This is a genomic window from Paenibacillus sp. CAA11 (assembly GCF_003060825.1).
GTDB lineage: Bacteria > Bacillota > Bacilli > Paenibacillales > Paenibacillaceae > Fontibacillus.
Genome location: NZ_CP028922.1, coordinates 2157596 through 2175057, shown reverse-complemented (window position 1 = coordinate 2175057; position 17462 = coordinate 2157596). Strand labels below are relative to the sequence as shown.

General features: G+C 46.9%; 11 protein-coding genes and 1 other annotated feature. Of the genes, 2 read left to right on the top strand and 9 right to left on the bottom strand.

Features of this window, described 5'->3' with window-relative positions:
* Positions 1–369: 369 nt before the first annotated feature.
* From DCC85_RS10180 to DCC85_RS23580, 3 genes are all read right to left on the bottom strand, one after another.
* Entirely contained in the window at positions 370–1722 is a 1353-nt protein-coding gene (locus DCC85_RS10180; RefSeq protein ID WP_108465492.1) for a sodium-dependent transporter, read from the bottom strand.
* A 139-nt stretch (positions 1723–1861) separates the two neighbouring features.
* Entirely contained in the window at positions 1862–2536 is a 675-nt protein-coding gene (locus DCC85_RS23585; RefSeq protein WP_108465491.1) for a serine hydrolase, read from the bottom strand.
* Positions 2533–3345: a serine hydrolase domain-containing protein gene (locus DCC85_RS23580; RefSeq protein ID WP_108465490.1), complete on the bottom strand. Its 813-nt coding sequence runs from the start codon at positions 3343–3345 to the stop codon at positions 2533–2535. The genes DCC85_RS23585 and DCC85_RS23580 overlap by 4 nt, the downstream gene beginning before the upstream one ends.
* 452 nt (positions 3346–3797) lie before the next feature.
* Between DCC85_RS23580 and DCC85_RS10165 the strand changes: the two genes are divergently transcribed.
* Positions 3798–4487: a DUF421 domain-containing protein gene (locus DCC85_RS10165; protein ID WP_108465489.1), complete on the top strand. Its 690-nt coding sequence runs from the start codon at positions 3798–3800 to the stop codon at positions 4485–4487.
* Between the two features lie 3 nt (positions 4488–4490).
* Here DCC85_RS10165 and DCC85_RS10160 read toward each other — a convergent pair whose 3' ends face one another.
* The 4 genes from DCC85_RS10160 to DCC85_RS10145 form a co-directional block, all read right to left on the bottom strand.
* Entirely contained in the window at positions 4491–5336 is an 846-nt protein-coding gene (locus DCC85_RS10160) for a YitT family protein (protein WP_108465488.1), read from the bottom strand.
* Positions 5337–5585: 249 nt separating this feature from the next.
* Complete coding sequence (gene aspS, locus DCC85_RS10155; RefSeq protein WP_108465487.1) at positions 5586–6908, bottom strand: aspartate--tRNA(Asn) ligase; 1323 nt, start codon at positions 6906–6908, stop codon at positions 5586–5588.
* A 117-nt stretch (positions 6909–7025) separates the two neighbouring features.
* Positions 7026–7256, bottom strand: a binding site (T-box leader).
* Positions 7257–7336: 80 nt separating this feature from the next.
* On the bottom strand, positions 7337–10333 hold the full coding sequence (locus tag DCC85_RS10150; protein ID WP_108465486.1) for a glycoside hydrolase family 48 protein: 2997 nt from the start codon (positions 10331–10333) through the stop codon (positions 7337–7339).
* Positions 10334–10364: 31 nt separating this feature from the next.
* Positions 10365–13034 (bottom strand): glycoside hydrolase family 9 protein, encoded by a 2670-nt coding sequence (locus tag DCC85_RS10145; RefSeq protein ID WP_108467802.1) that lies wholly within the window; start codon positions 13032–13034, stop codon positions 10365–10367.
* A gap of 559 nt (positions 13035–13593) precedes the next feature.
* Here DCC85_RS10145 and DCC85_RS10140 point away from each other — a divergent pair.
* On the top strand, positions 13594–15168 hold the full coding sequence (locus DCC85_RS10140; protein ID WP_159081840.1) for a sensor domain-containing diguanylate cyclase: 1575 nt from the start codon (positions 13594–13596) through the stop codon (positions 15166–15168).
* A 64-nt stretch (positions 15169–15232) separates the two neighbouring features.
* Here DCC85_RS10140 and DCC85_RS10135 read toward each other — a convergent pair whose 3' ends face one another.
* The gene (locus tag DCC85_RS10135) at positions 15233–16120 is read right to left on the bottom strand and encodes a DUF4097 family beta strand repeat-containing protein (RefSeq protein WP_108465484.1); all 888 of its coding nucleotides are present in this window, start codon (positions 16118–16120) and stop codon (positions 15233–15235) included.
* A 257-nt stretch (positions 16121–16377) separates the two neighbouring features.
* Entirely contained in the window at positions 16378–17412 is a 1035-nt protein-coding gene (locus DCC85_RS10130) for an LLM class flavin-dependent oxidoreductase (RefSeq protein WP_108465483.1), read from the bottom strand.
* Positions 17413–17462 lie beyond the last annotated feature (50 nt).

Genomic DNA, 17462 nt, shown 5'->3' with positions numbered 1-17462 from the left:
AATAGATGTCTTAGCAGATAAGTTCCCAGCATAAAGGGCAAAACCATTATTCCGCCCTCTGTATAGAGCCCCCCTGCTCCTAGGAGCAGAACCGCTCCTCCAAAGGCTGCGGTTCTATTACTAAGGGTGCTCCCCTCGTTAAGGCCATAGACCACAAGATTAAGCACTGCCACTCCCAGTCCCAGCGTAAGAAAAATGTTGTTATCAACAGGATTAACTCCAGGTCGCCGTTAAAATTGAAAGTTTAATGTAAAATTATAGTTCAATCTATGCAACTGAAATAGGTTTAAGGTTGCTCAGCTAATCAGTTTAAAACAAGCAAAAAAATAACAGCCATGGGATCATGGCTGTTTTCGCAATGTTACCGATTTAGAACTTAATAATTCCCGAAGTGTGCAGCAGCACTAGAACTACAAGGACAGGAGCTACATACCGCAGCATGAAGAGCCATACTTTGAACCATCCTGATTTGAGACCGGCCGCTTCAGCCGCATGCTTCCAGTAATAACCTGCAAAGATCGTAGTGGTCAAACCACCTAAAGGAAGCAGGATATTCGAAGCGATGAAATCCATCCAATCAAAGAAGGATTTACCGCCCAAATCCGTCAAACCAGGCACCATACCGAAGGATACGGCAGACGGAACTCCAATGATCAATACCAGCAGGGAAATGACTACGACTGATTTAGTTCTAGTCCACTTCCAGCGTTCCATGGCGAAGGATACGGGGACTTCCAGAAGAGATACCGCTGAGGTCAACGCCGCAATCGCAAGCAGGACGAAGAACAAGCCTCCGAAAATCGTACCAAATGGCATTGCAGAAAAGGCAGCAGGCAAAGCTACAAATACAAGTGAAGGTCCTTGGGCCTGGTCAATCCCGAACGAGAAGGTCGTAGGGAAAATAATCAGTCCGGCAATAAGGGCATAAATCAAATCCCCTGCTCCAATCGCTAATGTCGCTGTACCAAGAGATTGTCTCTTGTCTACATAAGCACCATAAGTGATCAGAATCCCCATCCCAAGCGAAAGTGAGAAGAAGGCATGTCCAAGGGCAACTAGAGCCGATTCCGGTGTCAACTTGGAGAAGTCGGGGTTAAGAAAGAAGGATACCCCGGCACCTGCACCTGGAAGTGTAACAGATCGAATCATGAGAATAACCAACAGGACAACTAGACCCGGAATTGCAATTTTGTTAAATCGCTCAATTCCCTTAGAGACCCCTTTGGCAACAACCCAGCCTGTAAAGACTACAGCAATAATCTGCCAGACAACGTTCATATAGCCTCCTGTGAAGCCTGTGAACTGCCCGGAAAAATCCTGATTCTTAAACAGCTTTCCAGTAAAGGCCAATACGGCGTAATTCAATGTCCAGCCGGATACGATTACGTAGAAAGAAAGAATCATAAGCGGTGCCAACACCTGAAGCAGGCCAAATCTTGCCCAAACTTTGCCGCCTCCTGCTTTTACAAAGGAAGTCGAGGCACTTCCGCGCCCATAACGCCCGATCGCAAGTTCCGCTAATAATACCGGAAGACCTATAGCAAGCAAGCAGACGATAAAGAGCAGGAAAAAGGCTGCTCCGCCATACTGGCCAGTAATATACGGGAATTTCCACATATTCCCTAGGCCCACTGAACTCCCTATAGCGGCCAGGATAAAACCTGCGGAAGAGAACCTATCCGTTTTCTTTGATGAAATTTGTAATTCTTGCTGTGACTTCATGACATCCTCCCATTACAGTAATAAAGTTTCTTTATTATATTTCAGTATTCGCTGAAAGTCAGCAATTTTATTTTTAACCATTAAAAAAAGAGGGAAATTCACCCTGCCAAGAACCGGGCATTTCTCTCTCAAACAGGCACTATATTGATTGTTTGCGCTTCCTATACTTCGGGAATATGGCGACAAGCAGCAGCCCGATCAGCCATAAAAATACCGCCATCACCACTTGCTTAAGTCCTGCCGCCAAATTCAGGTTGCTCAGGAAATACGTATAGTAAATTAGGGATATCCCTACCCCGCCTATTAGAACAGCTTTTAATGCAAAGATCCATTTTACCTTTTGGGCGTGCTTGCTGATGAATCCCCGGCGGCCTCTAATCAAGCGAATTACCGCTACCGCTATGTAACAGCCGAGCAGTAGATAAAGGACGGCGGCTAGATAACGGTTGATCTCCCTCTTTTGCTTCAAAGCCAAATATCCTGGCGCATCTTCTCCGGTCTGAAACTTGATCCATGCACTATAGATGTCTTGTCTTAAATCAATGCCATTGTCACTGTTCGTGAGAATAACCAGTCCGTCCCCCGACTCTGGAATATAACCATAGAATGAATGAAATCCCCTGTTGTCCCCGGAATGATAGATGAGCCTTCGCTGGTCCGGAAGCTTCCGAACAAATACGCCTAGTCCATTCTCATCAAGGACAGGCTTTTGTCTTTCCTTGATAAGCAGCATGTTCTGCAGGACCATTCCAGCTTTATACGGCTTCATCTCAGCCATCATTAAAGACATCAGGTCCTTAACGTTGGTCTTCAGCCCAGCTGCTGCTTGCTCCGTGAACCGGTAATCGGCAGCTTCTGACCAAAATAACCGTAACCAGCCGCTTTACCTGAGTTTAGTTCCGAGGGATCAAATGAACTTGAGATCATACCCAGAGGGTCAAGAATCTGCTGCTGCATATAGGTGTTAAAAGATAAGCCTGTCACTTCCTCGATCAGCAATTGAAGCAGAGTGTAACCTGCCCCCGAATACACTGCGAATTTTCCGGGCTGTTGGGCCACATATGTCTTCACGCCACTTTCACCTAAGCCAGAGAGCGATTCCTCCAAGGAAGACAGCTTATCTCCCGGCTTTACCCCCAAATATCCAGGATGCGCAGGCAGGCCTGCCGTGTGGCTTAACAAGCTGCGTACTGTAACTTTCTCAAGGTCATAGGGTGAGCTGGGAAAATGCCATCGGGTTAAATATTTGCTGACAGGGTCATCCAGAGACAGGGCCCCTTGATCTACCAAATGTAAAATCCCCAAGGCTGTTATTGTCTTTGAAACAGAGCCTGCCTGGAAAACAGTACTTGTCGTCACAGGAATCCGATCTTTTTTATTTGCATATCCCATGTTTAGAGTATAGGTCGTTTCTCCTCCCTGTACTACACCAATGGCTGCACCGGTAGCTCCGTACCGCTGCTGGAGCTGCGGAGCTTTCTGCTGAAGCCACAATTGAAATTCCGTAGATTTAGATGGCACTAAATTTCCACCTTCTGCATAGATATTTTTGTCCATAACAGAAATAGGTAAAAACACCAGCAGTACAATCTTTAATATGAGCAACTTGTGTTCTTTCTGCATAAAAAATAAGCTCCTCCTTTATTCGTTCATCTTGGCGCTTTGAGCATAGCCTGTTATGCCTCCAGCCTTCCATCGATTTCCCTTTCAGAGCAGCTTACAATATTGTCACCTGTACAGTTGGGCTTTAATCTTCTTGCAGAAATCGGCGGATTCCAACTAAAGCTTCCGCCACTAGCAGTAGGCCCAGTTTTGTAGAGCAGCTTCATTTCTGAACCCCTTGAATGTAAGCACTTGTTCCTCCTGTTGCATATGAAACAGTCGTTTTTCAAGGTTATGCGTCATTTTCTGGTAGCTCCTTTTCTTATATTTTTCTCATCCTAATTCTACTTTCTTGTCTTTTTCCTTTTCGTTAGTGTGCTGCTTACCAAAAGAACCTGTATATTTTTTATTTCTTGTGAAAACATACCCTGTACAGTTACACTATTAGCCGCTTCTAAGGAGGAACACGCACCATGCCGGAATGGATACATATTGTCGTACAATCCGTTGTTGGACTAGCGGTATTATTTACATTTACACGGTTTCTAGGAAAACGTCAGCTGACCCAATTATCTTTCTTCGAGTATATTATTGGCATTACAATCGGGAATTTGGCCGGGTTCACTTCCGTCGATCTGGAAGGCCACTGGCTTATGGGACTTATTGCTTTGGCAGTATGGGTAGTTATTTCACTGTGTATCGAAGTGCTTCAGATGAGAAGTAAAAAGGCGAGGGACATTATAGACAGCCGCTCCACCTTTCTCATCAAAGACGGGAAAATCCTGGAGGGCAACCTCAAGAAAGAGAAGCTGTCCAACGAAGAGCTTCTCACTTTATTACGCAAGAAAAGTGTGTTCAATGTAGAAGAAATTGACCATGCCGTGATGGAACCAAGCGGTGAATTGAATGTTATGCTAAAAGATCAGTACAAGCCAATCACCCTCTCCCAGCTCCAAAAAGGTACAGGATCAGGCGGTATTGTCTATGAGATTGTTTTAGATGGGAAAATTATGAATGAGTCATTGACAGCAGCCGGGTTTAGCACTCGTTGGCTAAACCGCAAGCTGCAGGAGATGGGGGCGAAGCTTGAGGATGTATATTTCGCCCAATTGGATCAATCCGGCAAGCTGTATGTGGATTTATACGAAGATAACTTAAACTAAACATTATTCCTTGGATAATTCTATAAATCCTTTGCCAAATACATCACGTACATCATGGATGGTGATAAAGGCGTTAGGGTCCGTAGATTTTACAATCTTCTTCAGCATCGGAATTTCCTGCCTGCTGATTACAATATACAGAATTTGAGCAGGAGACTTCGTGTAATAACCATGGCCTGAAAGAACAGTAACCCCTCTGTCCATGATGACATTTACCTGCTCAGCGATATGATCCTGTTCTTTGGAAATAATGGTGATGGCCTTCTTCGGGTTCAAGCCTTCAATAACAAATTCCATCGTCTTGGTTCCCATGAACAGCATAATGATCGTGATCATCAGTTTCTCTGCACCGATAATAAAATAAGAGGATAAAGCAACAATAAGATCAAAGAACAGCAGCGCATAGCTGATATTCCAGTCAAGGTATTTATTCGCGATTCTCGCCAAAATGACCGTTCCAGCTGTTGTTCCACCGGCTCTGACGATCAGCCCGATGCCCACTCCAATTATAATACCGCCGAAGATTGCATTCACCAACGGCTCATGAGCATCTATAGACCAGCTCTCTGTAAGATGGAGAAACAAAGAGTTGAACACAACCGCGATAATCGTGTAAACCGTTGTTAGCTTACTTAAGAAGCGGTATCCGATTACAAGCAGAATGCTATTTAGAATCAAATTCGTTAAACCGGGAGACCAGGCAAATAAATAATATAAAATGATGGTTATTCCGGTAACGCCACCCTCCCCAAAATCATTGGGAATAACAAACAAATTTACTCCTAAGGCGAATAAAAAGGCACCTAAAATAATGAATGCCATGTCTTTTCCGTATTTTGTAATGTTCATATGTGTTCACCTCTTCATTTTCAGGACAGGAAGCAAACTCTTCCCATGCGTGTTAGCCTTAACTATCTAATCATGAAACCAGGGAAACTCTCAAGCGACTATGCTAATATGCTAATGGCTTAATGAATTAAAGGGCTGGGAAATAGAAAGCAAAAAAATAGACAGGCAGACCGGTTTGTAAACCGGCCTGCCTGTCTATTTACCCCATTCTCGTAACCCAGTTCATATGACTCGATTCGCCACATTCATTTAAGGTGTCAGCCTGGAGCGGTCCCGTGGAAATGCTGAAGCCTCACGTACATTGTTCAGGTTCAGTAATCGGGAGACCAGCCGCTCCAACCCGATGGCAAAACCGCCATGCGGTGGCATACCATAACGGAACAGCTCGAGATAAGAGGCAAAATGATCAGGCTGTAATCCGTGGCTCCGCATGGACTGCTCCAGCTGGTTGCGATCATGGATTCGCAGGCCTCCCGTCGTAATTTCAACACCGTTAAATAGCAAGTCAAAGGAAGCTGTAAGCCCGGGATGATCCGACGTCGGCATGGCATACATAGGACGAATTTCTACAGGGTACCCGGTGATGAAGGCCATGCCTGCTCCTTCCTTTTCGGCAAAATGGCGGCAGATCAGCCGCTCTCCCTCAGGGTCCAGGTCCCCTTCTGGAGAGGTCTTACCATATTCCTTGAGCAGGATGGTTCTCGCTTCCTCTACTGTGATCCTTGGAATGGTAGTCACCTGGGGCAAGGAGACACCAAGTAATGTGAGTTCCTGCTCACACATCTTTCCCAGCTTCCCAACGACAAACCTGAGCAAATCTTCCTCCAGTTCCATGAGTTCTGCCTCGGACTCGACAAAGCCCACCTCTACATCTAATGAAATATATTCGTTCAGATGTCTGGAAGTATGATGCTCTTCTGCACGATATACAGGAGCGATTTCATACACTCTTTCATATCCCGCTCCCACCATCATCTGCTTGTAAAATTGAGGAGACTGGGCCAGGTATGCCTTCTTCTCAAAATAACTCACCTCAAACAGGTTCGAGCCGCCTTCGGTTCCTGCTGCGACCAGCTTCGGCGTAAAGATCTGCATAAAACCCAAACCGTTCAAATATTCTCTAAATGCCGTAACGATCGCAGCTTGGATGGCAAATATGGCATGTACTCTTGGATTCCTCATGGAGAGCACTCTATGCTCAAGTATTGTCTCCAGTTTAATGCCTAGCTCCTTTCGATTGACCTCAAAAGGTAGCGGTGTCTCAGCACGATTGAGTACGAAAATCTCCTCAGCCTGAATTTCTATTCCGCCAGTAGTCTTCAGAGAGGCTACTACCTTTCCCTTTACGGTCACGACAGACTCGAGCTCGAGCCGGGTCTTGACTAACTTTCCTTCAAGCACACACTGCACCAGGCCGCTTCTGTCTCGAACCTGAGCGAAAGCAAGGGCACCTAGATAGCGGGTTCGATGAACCCATCCTTGGATCATTACCCCTTCCCCGATTTTATCCGATAACTGGGAGCAAAGAACACGAACTTTGGAAGACTCTTGATTGGGTTTGGACATAGACATATCTTATATTCCTCCTAGAATCTTTTCGATTGTAAAAAGAGAGTATCATCCGTATCATCATCGTCACCATCGTTCACGAACTCACCCCCCTGATAAATGCCAAAAAACCCCGTCCCAATAAGGGACGAGGTTCTATTCGCGGTACCACCCTAGTTGCCGCAAAGCGGCCACTTATAGCCCGGGTAACGGCGGGTGCCGTCCGTACCTACTAAATAGACAATAACTCTACCGTTCAGACAGAAGCTCCCTGGTGTCCTTCACCAGATGCCGGTCGCCGCCCTTGCAGCCTAGGAGCAGCTCTCTTAAGTACCGACCTTTCCAGTTACTCTTCCAGTTCATGGCATTTTTGTATTGGAATTATCATACTTATTTCAAGAGCGGATGTCAACTTGCCAGTTAACTAATCACTTCCATACAAGCTGGGCTCTTTAAGGCTCAAGACCCCACACAAGCTTACCATTCAAGTATAAAGGTGTTTTCTCCCATGCCGCCAGAGAAGTCTTGACCGGATCGAATGAGAAATCATCCTTCTCATTGTAATTCGACCAGTCCGCCTTATTCATACGAATTTGGATCTCACCGCTGTCGCTTCCCGGTGCAATTGTACCCGCTCCAGGTGCAAATGAAATTTCAAGATAATGATCCGCACCGGTTACCGGAGGATCCACCTTCACGAAGCTTCCTTGAATGTTGCCGCTGCCTACAACGGCGTAATCGCAATGAAACTCTTGTCCAGTAGCCCCATCAGCCGTGAAGTAATAGCGAACCTTCACCTGACTCAGATCAACAGATTCTGTCCCCTTGTTCACTACACGCAGCGTAGGACGGATTTGATTGTCTCCCGGATTCGAATCGTTCACCTTGTATTCCACGACGAGGTCACCTTTGGCTGGAACCGGAGCCGCGGTTGGCTTGGCGCTTACCTCAGCAGAATCAGGGCTCACGCCAATTGCATTAGCAGCTGATACTACATAGTAATAGGTCGTATCATTCACAACACTTGAATCCGTGAATGAATTTGTCGTTACCGTTGCAATTTCAGTGTAAGGGCCACCGCTTGTTTCAGCTCTCTTCACTGTATAGCTTTCAGCGCCTGATGGCTTGCTCCAAGTCAGCACAACTTTGGCATCCCCTGCAGCCGCTTTGACATTGCCGGGAGCCTTCGGTGCGACAGGATCTACCGGCCCAGAGCCGCCGCCATTAATGAGACGGTCATATTCGGCATAGGCTGTCGCCATATCCACTTGGGACCAGAAGCGATGGTACGTAAATTCCGGAGCACCATCATCCCATTTCTTCGTTTGTGCATTCCATGAGGTTTTATACTTATTCTCAAGGTAAGCCCAGTCAGGATCGTTCTTAATATTCGGTCTAAGTTCAGCATAGCTTAGATATTTCCCCTTACCTCCCTTGGAAGGATCGGAAGGAACGCCTTGATTGCCCGGGATCGTATTGCCTTGGCCAAATTTGCCGGACCAGCCGTCAGGAATATAGATTTCATTCGTAAAATAGCGGTAATACTCCTTACGAGCTTCTTTGGTGGTAATTCCAACACCGTCATTATAGTTCCATGCGGTATTCAGAAGATTTTTGGACAGCAGCTTCGCTTCTTCGCCAAGCGGGGTATAGCTGCCCTTTTCAGCCTTCGTACCGGCTGCAAAGAAGGTCAGCGCTTTCACATAGCTTCCGAGAACACCTGCGTCTTGTCCAGGATCTTTGGTAACGACATGAAGGTTGTTGTTGCCCGTATGATTCTCAAAGCCTTTCCAGGTATCCGGCTGGCCCTGCCATTCCAAATTGCTGGGCAGCCAGAACTCCCCAGGCGCAGGAACTGTGGCCACCTGAACATCTTTCCCGCCAAGAATTCGCTTGCCATCTGCATCTAAATAATAGCCTTCCGCATCAGATACAGGGCGCTCCCCTGCAAATGCGTAATCCATGGACCAATCTACCCAGTTCTCAATCACTTTCTTAGCCATCTTGAAGTTCTCTGAAGAGGTATCTCCATTGCTTGCCAAAATGTAATAGAGCTCAGCTACACGCTCGACAGGCCATGCCTGCATGCCGAACCAGTTATTGGACTCGGGATCGTGATACACCGGGGCAGAGTCATAAGCCATATCATAGAACGTACTGATTCCAGCAGGATAAGCCTTATAGGCACCGTCCCAGCTGTTTGTGGCGCCCCCTGCAATCGCTCCTTCGCTGGACTGCAGCCAGTTATAGAACTCCAACTGACGCTTCAGTGAAGTATCCCAGTCCTGCTCAGCCGTTGGAGATGCAGGAACAAGACCTCCATTCTCGGCATCGGATAGAGCATATGCGGCAACAACGTTCTGATAGCCTTGATGCACATGGCTCGCTCCAATCCGCCATGCCCAGTTGCCGCTTTGACCCAAGCCGCCACCCCATGATGCATACCAAGAGAGCAGGTAATGGCTTGCATCCTTGCCTGTGCCCGCGGTCGGCTTCCCATCTGAAGCGCTTCCAATCTTCTGGAAGTATTTATCGTACATCGTGTAACGAAGATAGTCGCCCATTTTCTCGGCTTTCTTCAAATATACTTCATTATCGTACCCCAATTTCTTGGCCCAGAACATCGCCTGCACGGCTCTGGCATCCGCATCAGCAGCGCTTGTGTAGCGCCACTGCGCAGCGGGAGCATTGTTCTCCTTGGTGAACAAGGTCATGAAGCCTTCATTCGGCTTGCCAAAGGACTTGTCATCCTGGGAAGGATGCGGAACCGTCTCAAAGACAGACTCCTGCTCTCCGCGTTGGAAGGTGTTCACATAGGTTGCCGTATGGCCGGGATTCAACAGGTTCCCATAGCCGTACCAATTGTCCACGTCAAGCAGCCAGTGCATCATATAGGTTTGATTGTTGCCGTAAGTAGATTTCAGCTCAGCATCGAGCGGATCCTTACCGGCAGGGTACTCACTTGTGAGGCGGCTTGGATATTGATCCGGCTGGGCATATTCAGCTGCATAAGTAGCGGGACTATTGGGATTATAATAGCTCATCGTAGGCTGCTCTTCCTTGCCGTCTCCTTCATTGATAGGAATCATATACTTCTCCATATTGTCCCAGGCGCCTTCCAGCTTGGTCCAGTCGCCAGTATAGTGTCCATACAGTACTTCGAGCCACATCCAGTAGCTGTAGGCCTCGGAAGTCGTCATGTGCCCATAATCTGGCGCCTCGCTCATTAAGGTCTCTACCGAATGATAGGGAATGCCTTCAGCAGAGAAATAACCACTCTTCGGATCTTTAAGCTGATCATAAAGCTGTAAAAAGCGTGTGCCTTCTACAGAAGCGGCAGCCGCTGCTTTTGGCGTACCCAATTGAAATGAGCTAAACGTCAATGATAGTGTTAACACTGCTGTCATCATGATGGAGATGGGCTTCTTGAATGCTGATTTTGTCCTCATTACATCCTCATTCCTCTCCAGATCATTTAACTTAAGGCTCTACGCCCCAGATCAACGTGCCGTTATGATATAAAGTGATTTGATCCCAATCCACATAAGACTGCTGATCTCCTTTGTAAGAGAAATCATCCTGTTCATGATAGTTCGACCAGTCGGTCTTATTCAGACGAACCTGGATATCCCCGCTATCACTTCCTGGCGAGAGAATCCCTGCTTCTGAGGTAAATGATAATTCTACATAATGATCTGCGCCTGCGACAGGCTTCTCCAGCTTCACAAAAGTGCCTTTAACAAGTTCTGAACCGATCAAGGCATAATCACAATGAAATTGCTGTGGACGATCCCCTTCTGCGGTGTAATAATACCTGATCTTAACATCGCTGAGTGAGATGGCCTCTTGGCCCGTGTTCACAATCCGAAGCAGTGGACGAATTTGGTTATCATCCGCGTTCGTATCGTTTGTGCGATATTGAACCTTCAGCACGCCATCCACCGGCGGATTGCTCTCCCGCGGTTTGGCGCTGACCTGTACAGAATCTGCACTGACACCTGCGCCATTTACCGCCTTGATCACATAATAATAAGTGATGTCATTCTCTACGTTATCATCCGTAAACTCAGCAGCAACCTCAGTACCCAACTCGGTATAAGGCCCTCCGCTCACCAAAGACCGGTAAACCTTATAGCTGTGTGCTCCGCTCACTTTATTCCATGAGAGCTTAACGACTCTGTCGCCCGCTTCGGCCTTTACTGATTTTGGGGCCGATGGAATCGTAGGTTCACCGGGAGTAGTTCCTCCACCAGGAAGCTCGCCGTATACCTTCACACCTGCATCATACACAGGAATATTCACGGCCTTCACCGGCGCTGCTCCGTCTGTGGAGATTCCTTCGAAGGAGTAATCATTGCGGTTATCCCAGAAGTTTGTGTTCAGCGGGGCCGCAATTCTGAATTGAACTTCCTTTCGGAATGCGGATTGACCTCCTGGATATATTCGCGTACCTGAAAAATCTACTGAGATATAATAGATATGGTTGTCAACGTCGTAAGGTTGAAGCTGGGATATCTGAGCGCCTTGGTTATACCCGCCAGCAGTAACTGTAATATCCTCCGGTCCATATCCGGCAGCCGCAGCCTCACTTAAATCTACAAAATAACGGAAAGACAGAGCGTCGCTTGCTCTTGCCGGCCAGCCGGAACGGTTATTCAGCAGCGCTCTTATTTCAACAAAGTTACTGCCGCTTGCATTCACCGAGGCTTCCACGAACATTTCATCTTCCGGGACTTCAGGATCCGGGAATTGAGCTAAGGGCTCTTGTCCTTTCCCATGAAGAATCGCCATTTTGGCCAGTGCACCTGTAAATGCAGCATTATAGTCTATCGCTACTTCATTAGAGACATAGTCCCCAATACTGTCTGTGTAAGCATCTGTCTTCGATGGGCCGCCAACCAGAGCTCCATACAGCACATGCCGATGCTCCGACGGTACAGACTGACTGTCTGCCCATGAACCGTGTGCCGTTCTATGGTGAGGATGCTGCGGAGAGTTATTGCCATAGCCAACTACATAGCTACTATTTCGCGGATTATCTCCCAGCATGTATAAGATTTGCTTCTCGGCAAAAGAACGCGCCGTCTGCTTCTTCACCGGGTCTGTCTCCCAATCCGCATAGACGAAGGCTAAGAAAGCTTCATTCGCCGCATACCGCAAGGCTCCCCACTGATCGAGATGAGCGAGTCCGCCAGGGGTATAGGTTACTCTTTCGCCGGTCTCCGGCACCCCGGTCGTCCAATATTGAATATTCTTCTCTATGACTTGAACAAACTTAGGGTCGCCAGTTATTTTGGACAACATCAAAGCTGCGCCCAAATGCTTGTCGTCCCAGGAGTGAGTCCATTTGTAATCCCATTCTCCGGATTGGTTAGTTCCCCACTGCTTGCTGGCTTCAATAGCTTTGTCCAGATAGGTTTGCTCGTTCGTCGCCAGATACAGCCAGATACCGCCCCAGCTTAGCTCATCCGCATAGCCGCTCCAGGAATTGTAATACTGCTTGACATCTGTGATGCTGTCCGAGTATTTACCACGATATTGATCTGCAAATTGATACAGCTCTTTGGCATGCTTGAGCAGCTTGGCTGAATAGGCCGGATCGCTGTCTTTAAAAATAATAGAGGATGCCGCCAGTGCAGCTGCTGTCTCGCCGGCTAGATCTGACCCTGGATTAGCAGCATCAATCTTATAAGCTGGCCGATCCATGGGCATGACCTCGGCAGGTCCCCACCAATTATGGTCCGCAGTGCCATTACCAATTTGACCGTAGAACTCATTCGGAGCCGTATGCGCTTTCATGAAATAGTCTGTTGCCCAGCGAATATTGTCCAGAATCTCCTCCAGCTGGCCTGATTGTTCGTAGCCTTCCTTGTATTCATATACAGACCAGGCCAGCATTGTTGCTGAATAGGCCATAGGCAGTCCAAATTTGACATGATCCCCGGCGTCATACCAGCCTCCTGTCAGGTCATGACCGACATCAGCTCCATCCTGCATACCGGAGTCCCCCCGCCATTTGACCCGGTTATCTTCCGGTAAATCTCCTGAACGCTGCGCTTCATAGAAATAAATTGCTTTTTGTAAGGCCTCCGCATAGTTGTAATCCGTGGGGCTTGCTGCAGCCCGCGCAGGAGCAGCATTCCAGCTCATACCTGTTGTAAGCGCTAACAACAGTGTAGATAATACGACCGTCTTTATCCTCTTTCCCCTCCGCACACCGATCTTCAATTTACTCCTCCTCTTATAAGACAGAATGATAGTGCCTGCAAGCCACAAAATTTGTGCTCTTCAGTATAAGGTGCTGATTGCTATTGTCCCCAATTGTACGGACATAACAAAGCAGCCCGATCACCTCACTTTCTCGTTGAGAAGTAAAGGACGCGCTGCATGTGACTACAAAGCGATCACTTTGGCCCTGTCTCATATATACCATATTAATCCAGAAATATCTATACTTTTATTTTTTATTTGTTATTTTCCAAAATTTCTATATGATATTTAAATATCAGTAAAGATTTTCTATTATTTTAGGAAAGAAGGAATATTGCAGTTCGCTTAATAGTTTGTAATAATATGTCGAATACATAGAATGAACTAAAGAAATGAATGTCACAAGCCTTATTGCACCGTTGTAACAAGAAGTGCAACGCAAAACTTTAGTTCAATCTATATAGCTATTTGAATTATGGCGGTCAGGTGGGATATCAACATGCTGCGTAACCTCAAGAGCAAAGGACTAACTCTGCGCTCCATTATTAGCTCGCTTGTCATTTGCTCTGTCCTAATTACGATTATCTTAGGACTCATAAGCGCTTACTCCGCCAACAAGGCATCTTTGACAGAGACTTATCTTATCAGTAACAACCAATACGCGAAGAAGCTTTCATCCGATACAAGCAATCTGCTGGTTAGCATGGAAGAGAAGATTGGGTATATTGCCAATATTATAAAAAGAGACGGTCATATAAACTCCGTTTTGCTAGGTGATATCTTCGCCGAAAATCGGCAGTACTTTAATTCTATTTTTTGGGCGGATGCATCACGGGTGATCAAAAGTATCAGTCCTCAGACGACAGGCGCACATGTTGGGGACCGTCTGCAATCCACTGCAAGTATTCAAGCTGTAAAGCAGAAGAAAATGCTGATCTCCGAGCCTTATGTCAGTAGAACCGGAAGATTGATCATTCTAGTCTCAGCCCCGGTTTATAGCCAACAAGGGAAATACCAAGGATTTGTAGGCGGAACGATATACCTTCAGGAGAAGAATGCTATATCCAGCACACTTGAAGAGCACTTTTTTGGCAATGGCTCCTATGTATATGTGACGGATTCTTCAGGAAAGCTCATTTATCATCCTAAGAAATCCCGCCTCTACCAGTCTGTCCTGGCGAATGAAGTTATACAAAAAGCCGTTCATGGTCAAAGCGGGGCTCAGATTGTGAAAAATTCCAAGGGGATCGAATATCTTGCGGGCTATGCTTATGAACAAAAGAGCCGCTGGGCCATCGTCGCTCAAACTCCGGCTTCCCTGCTGGATAAGCCTCTGGAGAAGCTAAGAAATCGCATGCTCTTCCAGTGCCTGATCTTTCTAGGAGTGATCCTCTTTGTTGGCTGGCAAATTGCCCGCTGGATTGCTAAGCCTATTCAGCAGCTTGCCGAATATACGGTGGAGGCAACGGACCGCGGGACAGATCGTAGACCCATGCCTGAGCTTGGCTCGAAAACCTACGAAATTCGCCTCTTGTATCGGAGCTTTGAGACGGCTTTTCACGCCATAGACTCATATATAGGCCAGCTCCAAACTGAGGTGCAGATTGACGGGCTAACAGGCATTCCCAATCGGCGGTCTTTTGACCAAATGATGGAGGCCCTCATCACGGGTACTCGTCCATTCAGCTTGATCCTGCTGGATATTGATCACTTCAAGCAAATCAACGATTCATATGGTCATCTGCAAGGAGATAACGTGCTGCAGCGGCTAGCTGATTTTATGTCACAGCAGACTAGAGAAGGCTATTTCTGTTATCGGTATGGCGGCGAAGAGTTTGCCATCATCTTGGCAGATACCTCTTCAAAAGATGCCTATGACTTTGCGGATGACCTTAGGCAGCAGATTGAGCGGCTGAATTCCTCCAGTATCTCCATCACTGTATCCATGGGGATTGCCAGTTATCCTGCTAATGCTACAGACATCGAAGCCCTGGTACACCAAGCTGATCAGGCGCTTTATATCTCGAAGAATAAAGGTAGAAATCAGGTTACTCTGTATCAGCGGAACCCTTGATCATAATCCTTATTAAGCACCAAAAAGGCAGCTCTCAAACGGCTGCCTTTTTTTGTGAATTTCGCTATGAACTTAAGCCCTCTACCCCGGTAACGTCAATGGACCCAATGGACGAAGTTAATTTGATTTCAGCTCCCCCGCCATTAATCTTATGGAGCCCCTTCTCTACCCCTGTAACACTGCCTAGCTCTGCGCGAGCAGTTAAGCTGCACTTCAAGCCGCTAGCAAGATCAGCCTTGATACTGCCAACTTCCGCATTTACTGTAAGGCTTGTATCCTGGTCTATGCCGGCTATTTGAACATTCAGCGAGCCCGTCTCGGAACTGATACTGGACTTGCCCTGAATCTGTGCCTCTTTTACAGTCACATTACCAACATCGCTCTTAACAACATATTCACCGGTCAAACCTGTAAGTTCAATGTTTCCTACATCTGAGCTTAAGTGAAAGCTGCTTAGTGTAGTTGGGACTTCAATTTCATAATCAATGCTAAAGTTGGAATAACGATATTTCTTCTGTGCCCACTTCCATAAGTCTGTCTTCGGATCGTTTTTATCATGAGTAGATATTATGATTTGCTCTCCTTGGACATCTACAGACAGCTTCGCTTGATTAGCTATTTCTTCACGTGTTTGCTGGCTCGCATTCTTGCTCTTCTGCCACCAAATTGTGGCCTTTACTGAGATTGTATCGCCTGAACCGGCTTTAACCTTGATCTCACCAACCTTATTATCCATGAGCAGCTTAGAAGCCTTCCCAACCTTCATATCTGCATGAAGTTCCTTCGGGTTCTCTCCAACCAAAGCCTCATTAACCTCCGTTCCAGCCTGATTCTGTACCAGCTCTACATTGTCATTAACGCTCTGCTCAATGGTGTTGGCAACCTGGTCAAGGACTGGCTCTTCACTGCAACCAGCCATTACAATAACGGTTACCATTGCCAAAAATAACATAGACCATTTCCTCACGGGCCTTTCTCACTCCTCATTTACTGTATTCGTAAGATGTCTAAAGTTGTATGTATACATCGATTATAATTGCTTTTTCTCATTTATATAACGACCTAAAGTCCATATTTTTCCTGGACCTTGGTCTGGGTTTAATAAAAATGCAAACCATTTTCTATTAATCCTGATGACTGGTCAAAACTTGGGCTATTTCATTAAAGAACCCCAGCCTTCTTCCATGGCCGGGGTTCTCTCCTCAACACTTAATCTTTCTTCGTATACTCCCCAATAATCTCGTAACTGTGTAGGCGGGCTTTATGATCATAAATCATAGAAGTAAGAATAAGCTCATCAGCCCCGGTACGATCAAGGAACTGCTGCAGCTGTGTGCGGACCTTTGCTGGTCCGCCTTTAATCATTGAGCTTAACTGCTTATGAACAGCAGACTTTTCATATTCACTCCATTTCCCTTCCAGATCAACAGGAGGTTGAATCATCCCTGTCCGGCCGCGGATAATATTTAAAAATTGCTGTTCCATCGTCGTAGCTAGCCAGTCGGCCTCTTCATCGGTATCTGCAGCTATTGCATTTACCCCCACCATGGCATAAGGCTTATCCAGAACTTCGGACGGCTTAAATGCGCTGCGATATACCGTCAGAGCTCTATCCATATAGTCTGGAGAGAAATGTCCGGCAAAGGCGAACGGCAGGCCAAGCTCGGCAGCAAGCCGCGCACTGAAGTCGCTGGACCCAAGCAGCCAGATCGGAATGTTCAGTCCTTCTCCGGGAACCGCCCGGACCGGCGCATGGTACGAAGTCGCTGTAGGATCAAAGAAGTTCCTAAGCTCTTGAAGCAGCTCAGGGAAATCTTCACCACTGTTAATCTCTCTTCTTAAGGCCAGCGTTGTCCGGCGATCACTGCCCGGAGCCCGCCCTAGTCCCAAATCAATTCGGCCGGGATATAGAGATTCCAGCGTGCCGAACTGCTCTGCTATAACAAGTGGGGCATGGTTAGGAAGCATGATTCCGCCAGCGCCAACGCGAATAGTAGAAGTTCCTGCGGCTAAATAGCCGATGACCACCGATGTTGCCGAGCTGGCAATGCCCGGCATATTATGATGCTCCGCTACCCAATAGCGATGATAGCCCCACCGTTCAGCATGGCGGATTAAGTCCAGGCTGTTCTTTAAGGCATCCGCGGCTGTTGAACCCTCTATGATTGGAGCCAGATCAAGTACGGAAAGAGGGATCTCTCCAAGCTTGCGGCCGTGCTGCTCTGATATATTCTGTTCAGTCATGAGATCTCCTCCAATTGATATTCACAAAATTAGATTGGCAGCTATTCAAT

Coding starts and splice junctions, on each gene's coding strand:
- DCC85_RS10180 (WP_108465492.1), bottom strand. CDS start 1,722: ATGAAGTCACAGCAAGAATTACAAATTTCATCAAAGAAAACGGATAGG.
- DCC85_RS23580 (WP_108465490.1), bottom strand. CDS start 3,345: ATGCAGAAAGAACACAAGTTGCTCATATTAAAGATTGTACTGCTGGTG.
- DCC85_RS10165 (WP_108465489.1), top strand. CDS start 3,798: ATGCCGGAATGGATACATATTGTCGTACAATCCGTTGTTGGACTAGCG.
- DCC85_RS10160 (WP_108465488.1), bottom strand. CDS start 5,336: ATGAACATTACAAAATACGGAAAAGACATGGCATTCATTATTTTAGGT.
- aspS (WP_108465487.1), bottom strand. CDS start 6,908: ATGTCTATGTCCAAACCCAATCAAGAGTCTTCCAAAGTTCGTGTTCTT.
- DCC85_RS10150 (WP_108465486.1), bottom strand. CDS start 10,333: ATGAGGACAAAATCAGCATTCAAGAAGCCCATCTCCATCATGATGACA.
- DCC85_RS10145 (WP_108467802.1), bottom strand. CDS start 13,034: ATGAGCTGGAATGCTGCTCCTGCGCGGGCTGCAGCAAGCCCCACGGAT.
- DCC85_RS10140 (WP_159081840.1), top strand. CDS start 13,594: ATGCTGCGTAACCTCAAGAGCAAAGGACTAACTCTGCGCTCCATTATT.
- DCC85_RS10135 (WP_108465484.1), bottom strand. CDS start 16,120: ATGTTATTTTTGGCAATGGTAACCGTTATTGTAATGGCTGGTTGCAGT.
- DCC85_RS10130 (WP_108465483.1), bottom strand. CDS start 17,412: ATGACTGAACAGAATATATCAGAGCAGCACGGCCGCAAGCTTGGAGAG.